Annotated in this window: 14 protein-coding genes; 12 read left to right on the plus strand and 2 right to left on the minus strand. The window is 60.3% G+C overall.

The window, feature by feature from the left end; all coding sequences use genetic code 11:
• The first annotated feature begins 10 nt into the window (after positions 1-10).
• The 8 genes from dusB (at position 11) to hflX (ending at position 10,040) form a co-directional block, all read left to right on the plus strand.
• Positions 11-937 (plus strand): tRNA dihydrouridine synthase DusB, encoded by a 927-nt coding sequence (dusB, locus tag K9B32_RS20650; RefSeq protein WP_411969731.1) that lies wholly within the window; start codon positions 11-13, stop codon positions 935-937.
• Complete coding sequence (locus K9B32_RS20655) at positions 934-2,088, plus strand: two-component system sensor histidine kinase NtrB (protein ID WP_007793321.1); 1,155 nt, start codon at positions 934-936, stop codon at positions 2,086-2,088. Before dusB ends, K9B32_RS20655 begins: the two co-directional genes overlap by 4 nt.
• Positions 2,085-3,536: a nitrogen regulation protein NR(I) gene (ntrC, locus tag K9B32_RS20660; RefSeq protein ID WP_007793323.1), complete on the plus strand. Its 1,452-nt coding sequence runs from the start codon at positions 2,085-2,087 to the stop codon at positions 3,534-3,536. The genes K9B32_RS20655 and ntrC overlap by 4 nt, the downstream gene beginning before the upstream one ends.
• Positions 3,537-3,727: 191 nt before the next feature.
• Complete coding sequence (locus K9B32_RS20665) at positions 3,728-5,998, plus strand: sensor histidine kinase NtrY-like (RefSeq protein ID WP_224565529.1); 2,271 nt, start codon at positions 3,728-3,730, stop codon at positions 5,996-5,998.
• Positions 5,988-7,352 carry a sigma-54-dependent transcriptional regulator gene (locus K9B32_RS20670; RefSeq protein WP_224565531.1) on the plus strand — a complete coding sequence of 455 codons (1,365 nt, stop codon included), beginning with the start codon at positions 5,988-5,990 and terminating at the stop codon, positions 7,350-7,352. Before K9B32_RS20665 ends, K9B32_RS20670 begins: the two co-directional genes overlap by 11 nt.
• Before the next feature lie 59 nt (positions 7,353-7,411).
• Positions 7,412-8,275: a D-amino-acid transaminase gene (locus K9B32_RS20675; RefSeq protein WP_224565533.1), complete on the plus strand. Its 864-nt coding sequence runs from the start codon at positions 7,412-7,414 to the stop codon at positions 8,273-8,275.
• Positions 8,276-8,385: 110 nt separating this feature from the next.
• Complete coding sequence (gene hfq / locus K9B32_RS20680; RefSeq protein ID WP_003539403.1) at positions 8,386-8,628, plus strand: RNA chaperone Hfq; 243 nt, start codon at positions 8,386-8,388, stop codon at positions 8,626-8,628.
• 77 nt (positions 8,629-8,705) lie between these two features.
• A complete protein-coding gene (gene hflX, locus K9B32_RS20685; RefSeq protein WP_224565535.1) occupies positions 8,706-10,040 on the plus strand; it encodes a GTPase HflX in 1,335 nt (444 codons plus the stop codon).
• A gap of 76 nt (positions 10,041-10,116) precedes the next feature.
• On the opposite strand, the gene mazG is transcribed toward hflX, so the two are convergent.
• Complete coding sequence (gene mazG / locus K9B32_RS20690; protein ID WP_224565537.1) at positions 10,117-10,950, minus strand: nucleoside triphosphate pyrophosphohydrolase; 834 nt, start codon at positions 10,948-10,950, stop codon at positions 10,117-10,119.
• Positions 10,951-10,956: 6 nt separating this feature from the next.
• Positions 10,957-11,544: a nucleoside deaminase gene (locus K9B32_RS20695; protein WP_224565539.1), complete on the minus strand. Its 588-nt coding sequence runs from the start codon at positions 11,542-11,544 to the stop codon at positions 10,957-10,959.
• 261 nt (positions 11,545-11,805) lie between these two features.
• Between K9B32_RS20695 and cysG the strand changes: the two genes are divergently transcribed.
• Genes cysG through K9B32_RS20715 form a run of 4 tightly spaced genes read left to right on the plus strand, consistent with a single transcriptional unit; the run spans position 11,806 to position 15,762 of the window.
• Positions 11,806-13,242: a siroheme synthase CysG gene (gene cysG / locus K9B32_RS20700; RefSeq protein WP_224565643.1), complete on the plus strand. Its 1,437-nt coding sequence runs from the start codon at positions 11,806-11,808 to the stop codon at positions 13,240-13,242.
• Between the two features lie 2 nt (positions 13,243-13,244).
• Positions 13,245-13,559 (plus strand): DUF2849 domain-containing protein, encoded by a 315-nt coding sequence (locus K9B32_RS20705; protein WP_007793337.1) that lies wholly within the window; start codon positions 13,245-13,247, stop codon positions 13,557-13,559.
• A 9-nt stretch (positions 13,560-13,568) separates the two neighbouring features.
• Positions 13,569-15,239, plus strand: a complete 1,671-nt coding sequence (locus K9B32_RS20710) for a nitrite/sulfite reductase (protein ID WP_224565541.1) — start codon at positions 13,569-13,571, stop codon at positions 15,237-15,239.
• A gap of 10 nt (positions 15,240-15,249) precedes the next feature.
• Complete coding sequence (locus K9B32_RS20715) at positions 15,250-15,762, plus strand: DUF934 domain-containing protein (protein ID WP_224565543.1); 513 nt, start codon at positions 15,250-15,252, stop codon at positions 15,760-15,762.
• Positions 15,763-15,796 lie beyond the last annotated feature (34 nt).

Below are 15,796 nucleotides of genomic sequence, written 5' to 3' on the forward strand. Positions count from 1 at the left end.
CCTGGCGCCCATGTCCGGCGTGACGGATATGCCGTTCCGTCAACTGGCGTGGCGCCATGGCGCCGGGCTTGTGGTGACCGAAATGGTTGCGAGCCGTGAACTCGTCAACAGTACCGCCGAATCATGGGCGCGCCTTGAGAGCGCAGGTTTTGAGCCGCACATGGTGCAACTCGCTGGCCGCGAAGCGCACTGGATGGCTGAGGCTGCGAAGATCGCGGCCGGCCATGGCGCTGATATTATCGACATCAACATGGGATGTCCGGCCAAGAAGGTGATCGGCGGTTATTCCGGCTCCGCCTTGATGCGCGATCCCGATCACGCCCTCAGCCTCATTGAGGCGACAGTCAAGGCAGTCAGCATTCCCGTGACCCTGAAGATGCGGCTCGGTTGGGATGAGAACTCGATCAACGCGCCGCAGATTGCGCGTCGCGCGGAGGACGCAGGCGTCCAGCTGATTACGATCCACGGCCGCACGCGCATGCAGTTTTACGAAGGCCGGGCCGACTGGGATGCAATCCGCGCGGTGCGCGATGCCATCACCGTTCCTCTGGTTGCGAACGGCGATGTCGAAACCGTTGAAGATGCGCATGAGATTCTGCGTCGCTCGGGCGCCGATGCCGTGATGATCGGTAGAGGGTGTCAGGGTAGACCATGGCACGCCGGGGTATTGGCCGGCCATGTCGCGCCGGAAATGTGGGAAGTCCCCGACATTGCCGCTGAGCATTACAAAATGATGCTTGAATTTTACGGCGAGGCAGTCGCCGTTCGCCATGCAAGGAAGCACCTTGGTTGGTATCTCGATCGCTTTGCGCCTGATATCGCAACGCAGGAGAAGGCTGCGATCATGACCGCGCGGGAGCCCGACGACGTTGCTGCAAGGTTTTATGGTGCATTGATGGCTGCGGCATCGGACACGCAGACCCGGGAGGCTGCATGACGAATGATGTGCCATCGTCGATCGACAACGGCGGTAGCGCGGTTGCGATCGCTGTGCTTAACGCGATTCAGAATCCCGTTGTTATGGTCAACGAGGCCGGGCTCGTCGCTTTCGCCAATTGGGAGGCGGAGGCCTTCTTTGGTGCCAGCGCCGCCCACCTTGCTCGGTACAAGATCTCGACCTTTATCCCGTTCGGCAGTCCGCTACTGGCCTTGATCGATCAGGTTCGCGAAAGGCGGGCGCCGATCAACGAGTATCGAGTCGACTTGAGCTCGCCTCGCCTCGGACAGGACAAGCTCGTCGACTTATACGTTGCGCCTGTGGTCAGCGATCCGGGTTCGGTCGTGATCGTCTTCCAGGAGCGGTCGATGGCGGACAAGATTGATCGCCAGCTGACGCATCGTGCGGCCGCCCGCTCGGTCACCGGGCTCGCTTCCATGCTGGCGCACGAGATCAAGAATCCGCTTTCCGGGATTCGCGGTGCAGCACAGCTGCTGGAGCAATCGGTCGTCGACGACGACCGCGCTTTGACACGGCTGATCTGCGATGAAACCGACCGCATTGTCTCGCTGGTGGATCGCATGGAGGTCTTCTCGGACGAGCGGCCCGTTGATCGGATGCCCGTCAACATCCACTCCGTTCTCGACCACGTGAAGGCTGTGGCAAAGGCGGGCTTTGCGCGGCACCTCCGCATCACCGAAAACTACGACCCGTCATTGCCGTCGGTCTACGCAAACCGCGATCAGCTTGTTCAGGTGTTCCTCAATCTCGTGAAGAATGCCGCCGAAGCGGTAGGCGATCGCCCGGATGGCGAGATCGTTTTGACGACGGCTTATCGCTCGGGCATTCGTTTGTCGGTCGCCGGTACGCGCGAAAAGATTTCGCTGCCGCTGGAGTTTTGTGTTCAAGACAACGGCCCAGGTGTGCCGGTCGACCTGCTGCCGCACCTGTTTGATCCGTTCATTACGACGAAGACGAACGGTAGCGGCCTCGGGCTCGCGCTCGTCGCCAAGATCATCGGTGACCACGGCGGCATTATTGAATGCGACAGCCAGAACAACCGCACGACATTCCGCGTCTTGATGCCGGCCTCCAAGGACGCATCCATGGAAGACGCAACGACCATAACTCCCACAGGACCTACTCGATGACAGCAACGATCCTCGTCGCGGATGATGATGCGGCAATTCGTACCGTGCTTAATCAGGCTCTGAGCCGCGCCGGCTATGACGTGCGAATTACCTCCAACGCGGCCACGCTCTGGCGTTGGGTGTCGGCAGGCGAGGGCGATCTTGTCGTAACCGATGTCGTGATGCCGGATGAAAACGCGTTTGACCTGCTGCCGCGCATTAAGAAAGCGCGCCCGGATCTGCCCGTGCTTGTCATGAGCGCCCAGAACACGTTCATGACAGCGATCAAGGCTTCCGAGAAGGGCGCCTACGATTATCTGCCGAAGCCGTTCGACTTGACGGAACTGATCGGTATCATCGGTCGTGCGCTCGCCGAGCCGAAGCGCAGGCCCGCCAAGCTCGACGAGGACATGCAGGACGGAATGCCGCTTGTCGGCCGTTCGGCAGCGATGCAGGAAATCTATCGCGTCCTTGCGCGCCTGATGCAGACCGATCTCACGCTCATGATCACCGGCGAGTCGGGAACAGGCAAGGAACTCGTGGCGCGAGCGCTACATGACTACGGCAAGCGCCGCAACGGGCCGTTCGTTGCCATTAACATGGCGGCAATACCGCGCGACCTGATCGAATCCGAGCTTTTTGGCCACGAGAAGGGCGCGTTCACGGGCGCCCAGACTCGCTCCACTGGACGTTTCGAGCAGGCCGAAGGCGGCACGCTGTTTCTTGATGAAATCGGCGACATGCCGATGGACGCTCAGACGCGCCTTCTGCGCGTACTGCAGCAGGGCGAATACACCACAGTCGGCGGTCGCACGCCGATCCGCACCGATGTTCGCATCGTCGCCGCGACCAATAAGGATTTGAAACAGGCAATCAACCAAGGTCTCTTCCGCGAGGACCTTTACTATCGCCTGAATGTCGTTCCGCTGCGGCTGCCGCCTCTGCGCGATCGCGCCGAGGATATTCCTGATCTCGTGCGCCACTTCGTCCAGCAGGCGGAAAAGGAAGGGCTCGGCTCCAAGCGCTTCGATCAGGAAGCACTCGATCTGATGAAGGCCTACGCCTGGCCGGGGAACGTGCGCGAGCTAGAGAACCTCATTCGCCGGCTGATGGCACTTTATCCACAGGATGTGATCACCCGCGAAATCATCGAGGCCGAGCTTCGGTCGGATGTTCCGGACAGCCCGATCGATAAAGGGCCGATCCGCACCGGCAACATGACGATTGCCCAGGCTGTCGAGGAAAACATGCGCGCATACTTCGCTGGTTTCGGCGAAGGCCTGCCGCCGCCGGGGCTGTACGATCGTGTGCTGACGGAAATGGAGTATCCGCTGATTCTTGCCGCCCTTACGGCCACGCGTGGTAATCAGATAAAAGCAGCTGATCTTTTGGGTCTGAACCGCAATACGCTGCGTAAGAAGATCAGAGAGCTTGGCGTATCGGTGTACAGAAGCTCCCGCACTGCTTGACAATGTGACTGGCGACGTTGCATTTTCGCCACAATGCGTTGCTTAGAAGTCACGCATGGGGTCCGGGTTTTCGCAGCGGTCTAAGAGCGTAGCGGCACTTGTCGTCGCATCGTGTAGGCAGGCTGGCGGTTTCCGCCCCTGTCGGCGGGGAGCGGCGGAGGCGATGGTCTGCCGCCAGGAGAATTAAGCGAATGGAACAGGATGCGGTGCCGCCTGCGGCGGAAGGCGAAGCTGTCACGGCCGTGACCGATCGCCGCGCCCTGTTTGCACTGCCGGGGTTGATCCTTGCTGGCGGTGCGCTTCTCTGCGCCACACTGACGCTTTTTGTGCTGCTTGGGCTGACCCCGATCGCGCCGACCTACCACGTCGTCGTCACCTCGGTTGTCGTGAACTCGTTCTTCGTGCTCGGTTTGATGGCCCTCATTGCACGTGAGGTCTCTCGCCTGTTAAAGGCGCGCAAACGTGGGCGCGCGGCGGCGCGGCTTCATATCCGTATCGTTGTGCTTTTCTCGATCGTCGCTATCACGCCGGCGATCCTAGTCGCCATTTTCGCCAGTATCACGCTGAACGCCGGCCTCGACCGATGGTTTGCCCTTCGTACGCAGTCGATCATCAGTTCCTCCCGCAACATCGGGCAGGCCTACATGATGGAGAATGCGAGCTATCTGCAGGGCCAGACCGTATCGATGGCGAATGACCTCGAACGCAATAGAGCGCTGTTCAATCTCGATCGCACGGGTTTTTCCGATTTGATGACACGACAGGCGCGAGGCCGCGGGCTGCTGGGCGCCTTTCTCGTCCAGCCTGACGGCTCGGTGATTACCCAAGCTGATATCAAGACCGAGAAGCCGTTGCCGGCAATTCCTCAGGACGCCTTGGACAAGGCCGCGGCCGGGCAGCCCACCTTGATCCCGCCGGGTGTAACGAATTTGGTCGGCGCCATCATCAAGCTCGATGCGATCGACGGAGCGTTCCTCTACACGGTCCGCGCGGTGGATCCTAAGGTCATGGGCGCGATGCGCCTCATGGAGGAGAATGCGACCGAATATAAATCCATGGAGGCTGGGCGCTTCTCGTTGCAGATCGCCTTCGCGGTTCTTTACATTGGCTTTGCCCTGATCGTTCTGCTGGCCGCCATCTGGACGGCGATCGCCGTTGCCGACCGTATCGTGCGCCCAATCCGCCTGCTGATTACGGCGGCGGATAGTGTGGCTTCGGGCAATATGGATATTGTCGTGCCCGTCCATGCGGTTGACGGCGACGTTGCGAACCTGTCGCGCACCTTCAACAAGATGATCTCGGAAATCCGCACGCAACGTGACGAGATCCTGGAAGCAAAGGACGAGGTGGACGACCGTCGCCGCTTCATCGAAGCCGTTCTTTCCGGCGTGACTGCCTCGGTCATCGGCGTCGAGCACGATCGCAGGATCACCATCGTCAACAGTTCGGCGGAAGTGCTGATGGCATTGCAAGCGTCGGACATGGTCGGCAAGCAACTCTCCGAGATTGCGCCCGAGGTGGATCAGGTTTTGACCGAAGCTGCCTCCCGCTATCGCGGCGATTTCCGCAAGCAGATTGCGCTTGTGCGGGCAGGGACCGTACGGACCCTCAGCGTCCAGGTGACGCGTGAGGAGGTTCGCGACATGAGCGAATCCTATGTCATCACGCTCGACGACATCACCGATCTCGTGATTGCACAGCGCTCGACGGCATGGGGCGACGTCGCTCGTCGTATCGCTCACGAAATCAAGAATCCGCTGACGCCGATCCAGCTGTCGGCGGAGCGCATCCAGCGCCGCTATGGGAAACAGATCGACCAGAACGACCGGGGTGTCTTCGACCAGTGCACGGAGACCATCATCCGACAGGTGGGCGATATTGGCCGCATGGTCGACGAGTTCTCGTCATTCGCTCGGATGCCAAAGCCGATCAAGGAGCCGAGCGATCTCCGGAAAATCCTGCACGACGCGGTGTTCCTGCGCGAGATGGGCAACAGCCACGTTAGCTTCCAGCAGGAACTGGGCGATCAGCCGCTGGAAGGACAATTCGATAGTCGCATGCTCGGTCAGGCATTCGGCAATCTGATCAAGAACGCGGTGGAAGCGATCGAAGCGGTGCCGAGCGGTGAGCGCGACCAGCGCAAGATCCTGGTTCGTGCTTCGCTTGATCCGGTACGCGACCGCTTTACTGTCGATGTGATCGACAACGGTCGCGGCCTGCCGGTGGAGAACCGCCATAGCATTCTCGAACCGTATACGACGATGCGCGAGAAGGGCACTGGACTTGGTCTGGCGATCGTCAAGAAAATTATTGAGGAACATGGCGGGCAGCTCGAACTGCATGACGCGCCCGCTGATTTCGACCAGGGAAGAGGGGCCATGATCCGCGTGCACCTGCCACGTCTGGAAACCGTGCCTTCTGCCCCGGCCGCAAGTGACAAGGAAAGTGTTTATGGCCTCTGATATTCTGGTCGTCGATGACGAGCACGACATCCGCGAGATCGTCTCCGGTATCCTGTCTGATGAGGGACATGAGACCCGCACGGCACACGACAGCGACAGCGCTTTGGCTGCGATCTCCGATCGTGCGCCGCGGTTGATCTTCCTCGACATCTGGATGCAGGGGAGCAAGCTCGACGGCCTATCGCTGCTCGATGAGGTCAAGACGCGCCACCCGGATATCCCCGTTGTCATGATTTCCGGTCACGGCAACATCGAGACCGCTGTGTCCGCCATCAAACGCGGCGCATTCGATTTCATCGAGAAGCCGTTCAAGGCCGACCGGCTGATCCTCATCGCCGAACGCGCGCTCGAGAATTCGAAGCTGAAGCGCGAAGTATCGGAACTCAAGCGCAAGGCTGGCGATCCGGTCGAACTCATCGGCACGTCGGTCGCGGTCTCGCAACTGCGCCAGACGATTGAAAAGGTTTCGCCCACCAACAGCCGTATCATGATCTTCGGCTCGTCGGGTTCCGGCAAGGAGCTCGTCGCCCGGATGATCCACAAGAAGTCGGCGCGGGCGAACGGCCCCTTCGTGGCGCTGAATGCCGCCAATATCACGCCGGAGCGCATGGAGATCGCGCTATTCGGCACGGAAGGTTCGCCCGGCCAGGCGCGCAAGATTGGCGCGCTGGAAGAGGCGCACCGAGGCATCCTCTATCTCGACGAGGTCGGGGAAATGCCGCGCGAGACACAGAACAAGATCCTGCGTGTTCTTGTCGATCAGCAGTTCGAGCGCGTCGGCGGCTCCAAGCGGGTGAAGGTCGATGTCCGCATTATCTCGTCGACGGCCTACAATCTCGAGAATCGCATCGCCGAGGGTTGGTTCCGCGAAGATCTCTACCATCGTCTAGCCGTGGTACCGGTGCGCGTGCCGGCGCTTGCGGAACGCCGCGAAGACATCCCGTTTCTGGTCGATCAACTGATGCGGCAGATCTCCGAGCAAGCCGGCATCCGCCCACGCCGCATCGGCGACGATGCGATGGCAGTGCTCCAGGCGCATGATTGGCCGGGCAACATCCGCCAGTTGCGCAACAACATCGAACGGCTAATGATCCTTGCTCGCTCCGATGGCCCGGACGCGCCGATCACGGCCGAAATGCTGCCGACTGATCTCGGCGACATGCTGCCGAAGGTTTCCGCGAAGAACGATTACCACATCATGACGCTGCCGCTCCGCGAGGCGCGCGAAATGTTCGAGAAGGACTATCTGATTGCGCAGATCAATCGCTTTGGCGGCAATATCTCGCGCACGGCGGAGTTCGTCGGCATGGAGCGTTCGGCGCTGCACCGCAAGCTGAAGTCGCTCGGCGTCTGATACAAGGGGCGGTGCGCCGTCCATCATTTCCCGCCTATTCCCCCCTGCACAGGTTCTCCATGCCCAGAATAGCCTATGTGAACGGCCGTTATATCACGCACTCGAGCGCGATGGTCCACATCGAGGATCGAGGCTATCAGTTCGCGGATGGCGTCTACGAGGTTTGTGAAGTCCGCCATGGCTATATCGTCGATCTTACGCGTCACCTGAACAGGCTGGACCGCTCGCTTGGCGAGTTGCGCATCGCCTGGCCGATGAGCCGCAATGCGCTGACCCGCGTCATTCGCGAAACGCTGCGACGCAATCGAGTCCGCAACGGTCTCTTCTACCTGCAGATCACGCGCGGCGTTGCGCGTCGCGATCATGCGTTTCCGGCAGAGGGAACGCCGCCTTCCCTGGTCGTCACCGCCAAGAGCACCGATCCTTCGATCATCGCCAAGAAGAACGCGACAGGCATCAAGGCGATCACGGTTCCCGACAATCGCTGGGATCGCGTCGATATCAAGTCCGTTGGTCTCCTGCCAAACGCTATGGCGCGCCAGCAGGCAAAAGAAGCTGGCGCCCAGGAAGCGATCTACGTGGACGCCGAAGGCATGGTGAAGGAGGGGGCCGCCACCAATGTCTGGATCGTTGATCGCAATGGCACGCTTATCACGCGCCCGGCCGAACATGGCATTCTCCGCGGCATTACCCGCACGACGCTGATCGATGTCGGAGCCAAGCTGGAGCTGAAAATCGAAGAGCGAAAGTTCTCGGTCGCAGAGATGCTTGCTGCACGCGAAGTCTTCATCACGGCCGCCACGAGCATCTGCTTTCCGGTTGTGTCGATCGATGGTCAGACGATCGCTAACGGCCATCCGGGCAGCGTCTCCCAGAAAATTCGGGAAGCCTTTTTCGACGTTGCGGAAAAGATTGCGATTTGATACCAAGGCTTTCTGGGCAGAGGGGATGAGGGTTGTCAGCTGCCTGCAGGCGAGGTTGATTAATATTCCACCGGCAAAACAAAGCCGGCAATAAAGAAAGAAGCGGCGCGATGGCGGAACGTTCTCAGAATCTGCAGGACTTATTTCTCAATACTGTTCGCAAGCAAAAGATTTCACTGACAATTTTTCTGATTAACGGCGTTAAGCTGACGGGCGTAGTGACGTCCTTCGACAACTTCTGTGTTTTGCTTCGCCGTGACGGCCATTCGCAACTCGTGTATAAACACGCAATCTCGACCATCATGCCCGGCCAGCCGATGCAGATGTTCGAAAGCGAAGAAGCCGCTTCCTAACAGGACCTGCAATTATTTCGACACGCGATACCAAGAACGATTCGATCATCCCGGAAGCAGCAAAGCACCGGGATGATATGCGTGCGACCGTCGTCGTGCCTGTGCTCAAGCAGGCACGTGCCGCACGCGGAGGGGGTGATGCTGCGCCCCAGGTTACCCGCACGCCCGAGAGTCGTCTGGAAGAGGCAACCGGTCTCGCGCAGGCAATCGACCTCGATGTGGTGAACGGCACCGTCGTTACCGTCAACGCTCCGCGGCCCGCGACGCTGATGGGCACCGGCAAAATCGACGAGATCAAGGCGACGCTGGATGCGAACGACTCCGGTCTCGTCATCATCGACCATCCGCTGACGCCGGTGCAACAGCGCAATCTTGAAAAGGAATGGAACGCCAAGGTCATTGACCGCACAGGCCTCATCCTCGAGATCTTTGGCCGCCGCGCTTCCACCAAGGAAGGTACGCTGCAGGTCGATCTCGCGCATCTCAATTACCAGAAGGGCCGCCTAGTCCGCAGCTGGACGCACTTGGAGCGTCAGCGCGGTGGAGGCGGTTTCATGGGCGGTCCTGGTGAGACCCAGATCGAAGCCGACCGTCGCATGCTGCAGGACCGCATCATCAAGCTCGAGCGCGAGCTGGAGCAGGTCGTGCGAACCCGCCAACTCCATCGCGCCAAGCGCAAGAAGGTGCCGCACCCGATCGTGGCGCTGGTCGGCTATACCAATGCCGGCAAGTCGACGCTGTTCAACCGTATCACCGGCGCCGGCGTGCTTGCGGAAGACATGCTCTTTGCGACGCTCGATCCGACGCTTCGCCGGATGAAGCTACCGCATGGCCGTACCGTGATCCTTTCCGATACCGTTGGATTCATTTCGGACCTTCCGACCCATCTCGTGGCGGCTTTTCGCGCCACGTTGGAAGAAGTTTTGGAGGCCGACCTGATCCTCCATGTCCGCGATATGTCCGACGTCGACAACCCGGCGCAGAGCGCAGATGTGCTCCGTATCTTGAAGGACCTCGGCATTGACGAGGAAGAGGGCGACAAGCGGATCATCGAGGTCTGGAACAAGATCGATCGCCTTGAGCGGGAAGCACACGATGCCATCGTGCAGAAGGCAAGCGGTGCCGAGAACGTGGTCGCGCTATCTGCAATCAGCGGCGAGGGTATCGATACGCTGATGGGAGAGATCAGCCGCAGGCTTTCCGGCGTGCTGACCGAAGCGACCGTGCGCCTGCCTGTCGACAAGTTGGCGCTGCTGCCTTGGCTCTATGACCACGCGATTGTCGATAACCGCGAAGACAACGAAGACGGCTCGATCACGCTCGATGTGCGCCTCTCGGAAACCGAAGCGGTTGAACTGGAGCGCCGTCTCGGCAACGGGCCGAAATCAGGCAAAGAGGACTGGGAGCGCTAAGGGTGCTCTTCTGTAACGGGCGTTTTGTTTGACGCCCGCGATTGCGCTTCCCGCAAGGTGAGGTTCAGCTATCGGCTCAACCCAGTTGCCGCTCGATCGCCTTTGCCGCCTGCCAGATCTCCTCCATCCGCTCTAGGCTCGCCGCTTCCAGCGTTTCGCCTTCCGCATCAAGAACAGCTTCGATATGATTGAATCGTCTACGAAACTTCGTATTCGTTCCGCGCAGAGAATCTTCTGGATCGGCCTTCACATGCCTGCCGATGTTGACGACGGCGAAGATAAGGTCGCCGAGCTCGTCGCTGACCTTCGCTTGATCGCCTTCGGCCAACGCAACGCGCAGTTCACCGATCTCTTCCTCGATCTTGTCAAGGATCGGCTCGGGTGCGGACCAGTCGAAGCCCACCTTTGCAGCGCGCTCCTGCAGCTTCAATGCTTCGGTCAGGGCGGGGAAGCTCCGCTGAACCGATCCCAGGAAACCGGCCTTGAAGTCCTCGCTGACACCGCGCTTGGCTCTCCGTTCGGCGCGCTCACGCTTTTCGGCGTGCTTGATGTCGTCCCACTGCCTCTTCACCGCGTCGGGCGTATCGGCGTCTGAACGCGCAAAAACGTGCGGATGGCGGCGGATCATCTTGCGGGTAATCGCCTCGACGACATCGCCAAAGGAGAATTCACCGGCTTCCTCCGCCATTTGTGCGTGGAACACGACCTGCAGCAGCAGGTCGCCCAACTCGTCGCAGAGGTCGTCCATGTCGTTGCGCTCGATCGCGTCGGAAACCTCGTAGGCCTCCTCGATCGTGTAGGGCTTGATCGTTTCGAAGGTCTGGATGATGTCCCAGGGGCAGCCGGTTTCCGGATTGCGCAGCGCGGCCATGATCTCGATCAGGCGCGAAATGTCTTTAGAGGCTTCCATGGTCACTCAGTTCAGTGGAATGTCGTTGTCGCTCTTGGATGCCTGATAGCTGTCCGAGAGCGTGTCGTAACGCGCCTTGATGCGCGCCGTCTGCGCCTTCAACTCAATCTTCAAATGCTCGTCCTCTGTCTCCACGAGATCGGCGATAGCAAAGCTGTTCCAGAACGCATTGCTGCGCCGGTAGTCGCCCGGCTCCAGACCGAAGACTTCCTTCAAGATCTTCAAGTCGTGGGGAATGGCGAAGGCGTCGCGCGAATCTTCGTGGCTGAAGAAATAATAGAAATTGTCGAAGCCGGCCCAGGTGATCGCCGACATGCACATGGTGCAGGGTTCGTGGGTCGACAGAAAGATCAGATCCTTCGTGGCGGGCTTCCCGCCAAGCTCGTAAAAGCGCTTCAGCGTGTGCACCTCGCCATGCCACAGCGGGTTTTCAAGCTCGTTGTTGGTTTCCGCAATGACGAGCGAAAGATCGGATTTGCGCAGGATCGCGGCGCCGAACACCTTGTTGCCGGCCGCGACGCCGCGCTCGGTCATCGGCAAGATGTCTTGTTCCATGACGTTGAGCAGGCGGGCGGCGAGGGTCTTGTCGGGCATGGCTTTCTCCTTGGAGGCCGCACTTTACCGCCAGCGGCAGTCAACGCAAATGCCGATCAGGCAGCGCGCCCGGATTTGTCACAGCCTTCTGTTGCGGTGCGGCGGATCAGGCTGTGTCCGCTGCGCCGCACCGGTGACTTTTACTCAAATCACCGGAACACCGAGTAAAAGAATACGCGCCCGCAGAGGCTTTCGAATTTCTGTTTCTTCAATTCCTTGGCCCGACGGTGCATATTCCGGCAGCTTCGAAATGGATTGATGATGCCTCCCAAGACTGAACAACTGTCGGTATTTCCTGCTTTCTTTCGCGTTGAAGGCAAGATTGCGGCTGTCTTCGGCAATGGCGACGAGGCCTTTGCGAAGGTTCGTCTGCTTTCGAACACGCAGGCGCGGGTTGTCGCCTATACCGACCGCCCTGAGGCCGATTACCACGCCTACCTGATCGCCAATCGGATCGAAACGATGCGCGCCGGCCTTGCGGCCGAGCAGGTCCGCGGCGCAACGCTCGTCTTTGCGGCGACCGGAGACGCGGCACAGGATCGCGCCATCGTCGAGGCAGCCCGTGCCGAAAAGGTGCCCGCCAATGCCGTCGATCAGTCGGAGTACTGCGATTTCTTCACGCCGGCTCTTGTCAACCGTGCGCCGGTAGCCGTCGCGATCGGCACCGAAGGCGCCGGGCCAGTGTTGGCCCAGATGATCCGCGCTCAGGTTGACCAGCTTCTCGCACCGTCGCTTGGCCGGTTGGCGGATCTCGCGATCAGCTACCGCAAGACGGTTGAGCATGTCGTCCCCAAGGGCGCTGCACGCCGTCTTTTCTGGCGCCGCTTCTTCTCCGGCGCGGTCGCCGATGCTGTTGCCAACGAGAACCTGCCGCAGGCGCGTCGTGCTGCCAATGGCCTGCTACAGTTTGCTGAGCAGGTCGAGGGCCACGTCTGGCTCGTCGGTGCCGGTCCGGGTGCCGCGGATCTCCTTACTCTGCGCGCCCAGCGCGTGATGATGGAAGCCGATGTCATGGTCTATGATGCCCTCGTGCCGCAGGAAATTGTCGACATGGGTCGCCGTGACGCCGAGCGTCTGTCGGTCGGCAAGCGCAAGGGGTGCCATTCGAAGTCGCAGGAGGAGATCAACGATCTGCTCGTGTACCTCGGTCGCGAAGGCAAGCGCGTGGTTCGCCTGAAGTCCGGCGATCCGCTTGTGTACGGTCGAGCAGGCGAGGAGATGGCGGCATTGCGCGCTGCGGGCATTTCCTATGAAGTGGTTCCGGGCATCACCTCGGCTTTCGCCGCTGCCGCCGATTTCGAGCTGCCGCTGACGCTGCGTGGCGTGGCCTCCTCGCTGGTCTTCACGACCGGCCACGATCTGACGGGCGATGTTCTGCCGGATTGGGCAAGCCTTGCTGTATCCGGCGCGACGATCGCCGTCTATATGGGCCGTACCGTTGCCGCGTCCGTAGCTGAACGCCTGATGCAGGCAGGCCTTGCCGCGGAAACGACTGTTGCCGTAGCTGAGAACGCCAGCCGCTCCGATCGCCGCCTGTTGCATGGGATTTTGCGGGATCTTCCCGACCTGCAGCATCGTGATGAGTTGACCGGCCCGGTCATGGTCATTATCGGCGATGCGGTCGCAGGCGCCAATTTCGAACTGTCGGAGCCGCTTGTGCGCGAACGCGCCCGGTCCGAGGAATTTGCAAGGAGCTGAACATGGTAGACAAGGTTCTGACCGCCAACCGATTGACGGATGGTGTCGCGGTCTGGCTGAACGCCAATGGCGAATGGGTTACCTCGCTGCAGGAATCTCTCGTTGCTCGCCATGCAGAAGCCGTCGCGGCGCTGGAGGCGATTGGCAAGAAGTCCTATGCCGACAACCAGGTCGTGGACGTTGCCGTCGTCGAGGTTCAGGAGACGAACGGCGTACTCTGGCCGCTGCGTCTTCGCGAGCGCATTCGTGCCCAGGGGCCGACCATGGAATACGCGCCGGGCTACAAGCCCGCCGACCCCGCATTCATCGCAGTCTGAGGAAGCAGGATGTATCGTTACGACGAATTTGACCATGCTTTTGTCGCCGAGCGCGTCGAGCAGTTTCGCGACCAGGTGCAGCGTCGCCTTTCCGGCGAACTCGCCGAAGACGCGTTCAAGCCGTTGCGCCTGATGAACGGCGTCTATCTGCAGCTTCACGCCTACATGCTGCGTATCGCCATTCCTTATGGCACGCTGAGCTCGCGTCAGATGCGTATGCTCGCCCATGTCGCGCGCACTTATGATCGCGGTTATGGCCACTTCACCACGCGCCAGAACCTGCAGTTCAACTGGCCGAAGCTCTCCGACATGCCGGATGTGCTGGCTGAGCTTGCGACGGTCGAGATGCATGCGATGCAAACCTCGGGCAACTGCATCCGCAATGTCACGGCCGATCACTTCGCCGGCGCTGCCGCGGATGAGGTCGCCGATCCGCGTCCCTATGCTGAAATCCTGCGCCAGTGGTCGTCCGTGCATCCGGAATTCTCGTTCCTGCCGCGCAAGTTCAAGATTGCCGTTACCGGCGCCGAACGTGATCGCGCTGCGATCCAGGTCCACGACATCGGCCTGCATCTGAAGAAGAATGAGAAGGGCGAGATCGGCTTTGCCGTATATGTCGGTGGCGGCCAGGGCCGCACGCCGATGATTGCCAAGCTGATCCGTGACTTCCTGCCGGAAGAGGATCTGCTGTCCTACACGACCGCGGTCATGCGCGTATATAATCTGCATGGCCGTCGTGACAACAAGTACAAGGCCCGTATCAAGATTCTCGTGCATGAAACGGGTGCGGAAGAGCTGGCACGTCAGGTCGAGGCCGAGTTCGCTGAACTCAAGGACTCCGAACTGAAGCTGCCGGAGAAGGACGTCGAAGCCATCGCCGCCTATTTCGCGCCGCCGGCTCTGCCCGATCGCGCGGAAGGATGGGAGAACCTCGCTCGTTGGAAGAGGGCCGATCCGGCTTTCTCCCGCTGGGTGCAGCAGAACGTGCAGCCGCACAAGCATCCCGACTACGGCATGGTGACGATCTCGCTGAAGCCGATCGGTGGTATTCCGGGCGATGCTTCGGATAGCCAGATGGATGCTGTTGCTGATATCGCCGAGGAATATGCCTTTGACGAAATCCGCGTCAGCCATGAGCAGAACCTGATCCTGCCGCATGTGGCGCTTGCCGATCTCGAAGCCGTCTATCGCGGTCTGGTTGCCATCGGTCTTGCCGAAGCCAATGCCGGTCTCATCACCGATATCATTGCCTGTCCCGGGCTGGACTACTGCGCGCTCGCAAACGCGCGCTCCATTCCCGTTGCGCAGGAAATCTCCAGGCGCTTCGGCGATCCGGTTCGTCAGGCTGAAATCGGTGAGCTGAAGATCAAGATCTCAGGCTGCATCAACGCCTGCGGCCATCACCATGTCGGCCATATCGGCCTGCTGGGCGTGGAAAAGAAGGGCGCCGAGCTCTATCAGATCACGCTCGGCGGTTCGGGCGACGAGCACACTTCGATCGGCGAGATCATCGGCCGTGGCTTCGAGCCCGACAAGGTGACTGACGCGATCGAAACGATCGTCAACACCTATCTGGCAATCCGCAAGGAGCCCTCCGAAATCTTCCTCGACACCTATCGTCGCGTCGGTCCGCAGCCGTTCAAGGATGCGCTGTATGGTTCGGCGGCGGAAGCGGCGTAAGGAGACGAGGATGACCAAGATTTGGAGAGAGACCGGCTTCGTCGAGAACGATCCCTGGGTGATCGAGATGGAAGATGTGAAGGCAGCTGAGGGGGAAAAGCCCCTACTTGGCCTGGATGAGCTGATTGCCAAAGCAGACGAGAGCAATGAAGTCGGGTTTGGCGTGCTGATCAAGCCGGCGGACGATGTTCGCAAGCTCGAGCCCTACCTTTATCGGCTTGAAATCGTCGCTGTCGCCTTTCCGGCGTTTAATGACGGCCGTGCGTTCAGTCACGCTTCCCTGCTGCGCGACCGCCTCGGATACACCAACGAACTGCGCGCCGTCGGCGACGTGTTGATCGATCAGATTCCGTTGATGCAGCGTGTCGGTATCGACAGCTTTGCAGTCACCAACGAGACTGCGATAAAGCGTCTCACGGAGCACCGCCTGCCGGGAATTCCGCATCATTATCAACCGGCTGTGCGTGACGCGGACGCCGGCAAGGGCTATAGTTGGCGCCGTCAGGCGAAGCCGGCTGCATAAGCACCGGATCGTCGTCAAAGAAGTGACGGAACGG

The sequence above is a fragment of the Rhizobium sp. 3T7 genome, from assembly GCF_020166565.1.
GTDB lineage: Bacteria > Pseudomonadota > Alphaproteobacteria > Rhizobiales > Rhizobiaceae > Rhizobium.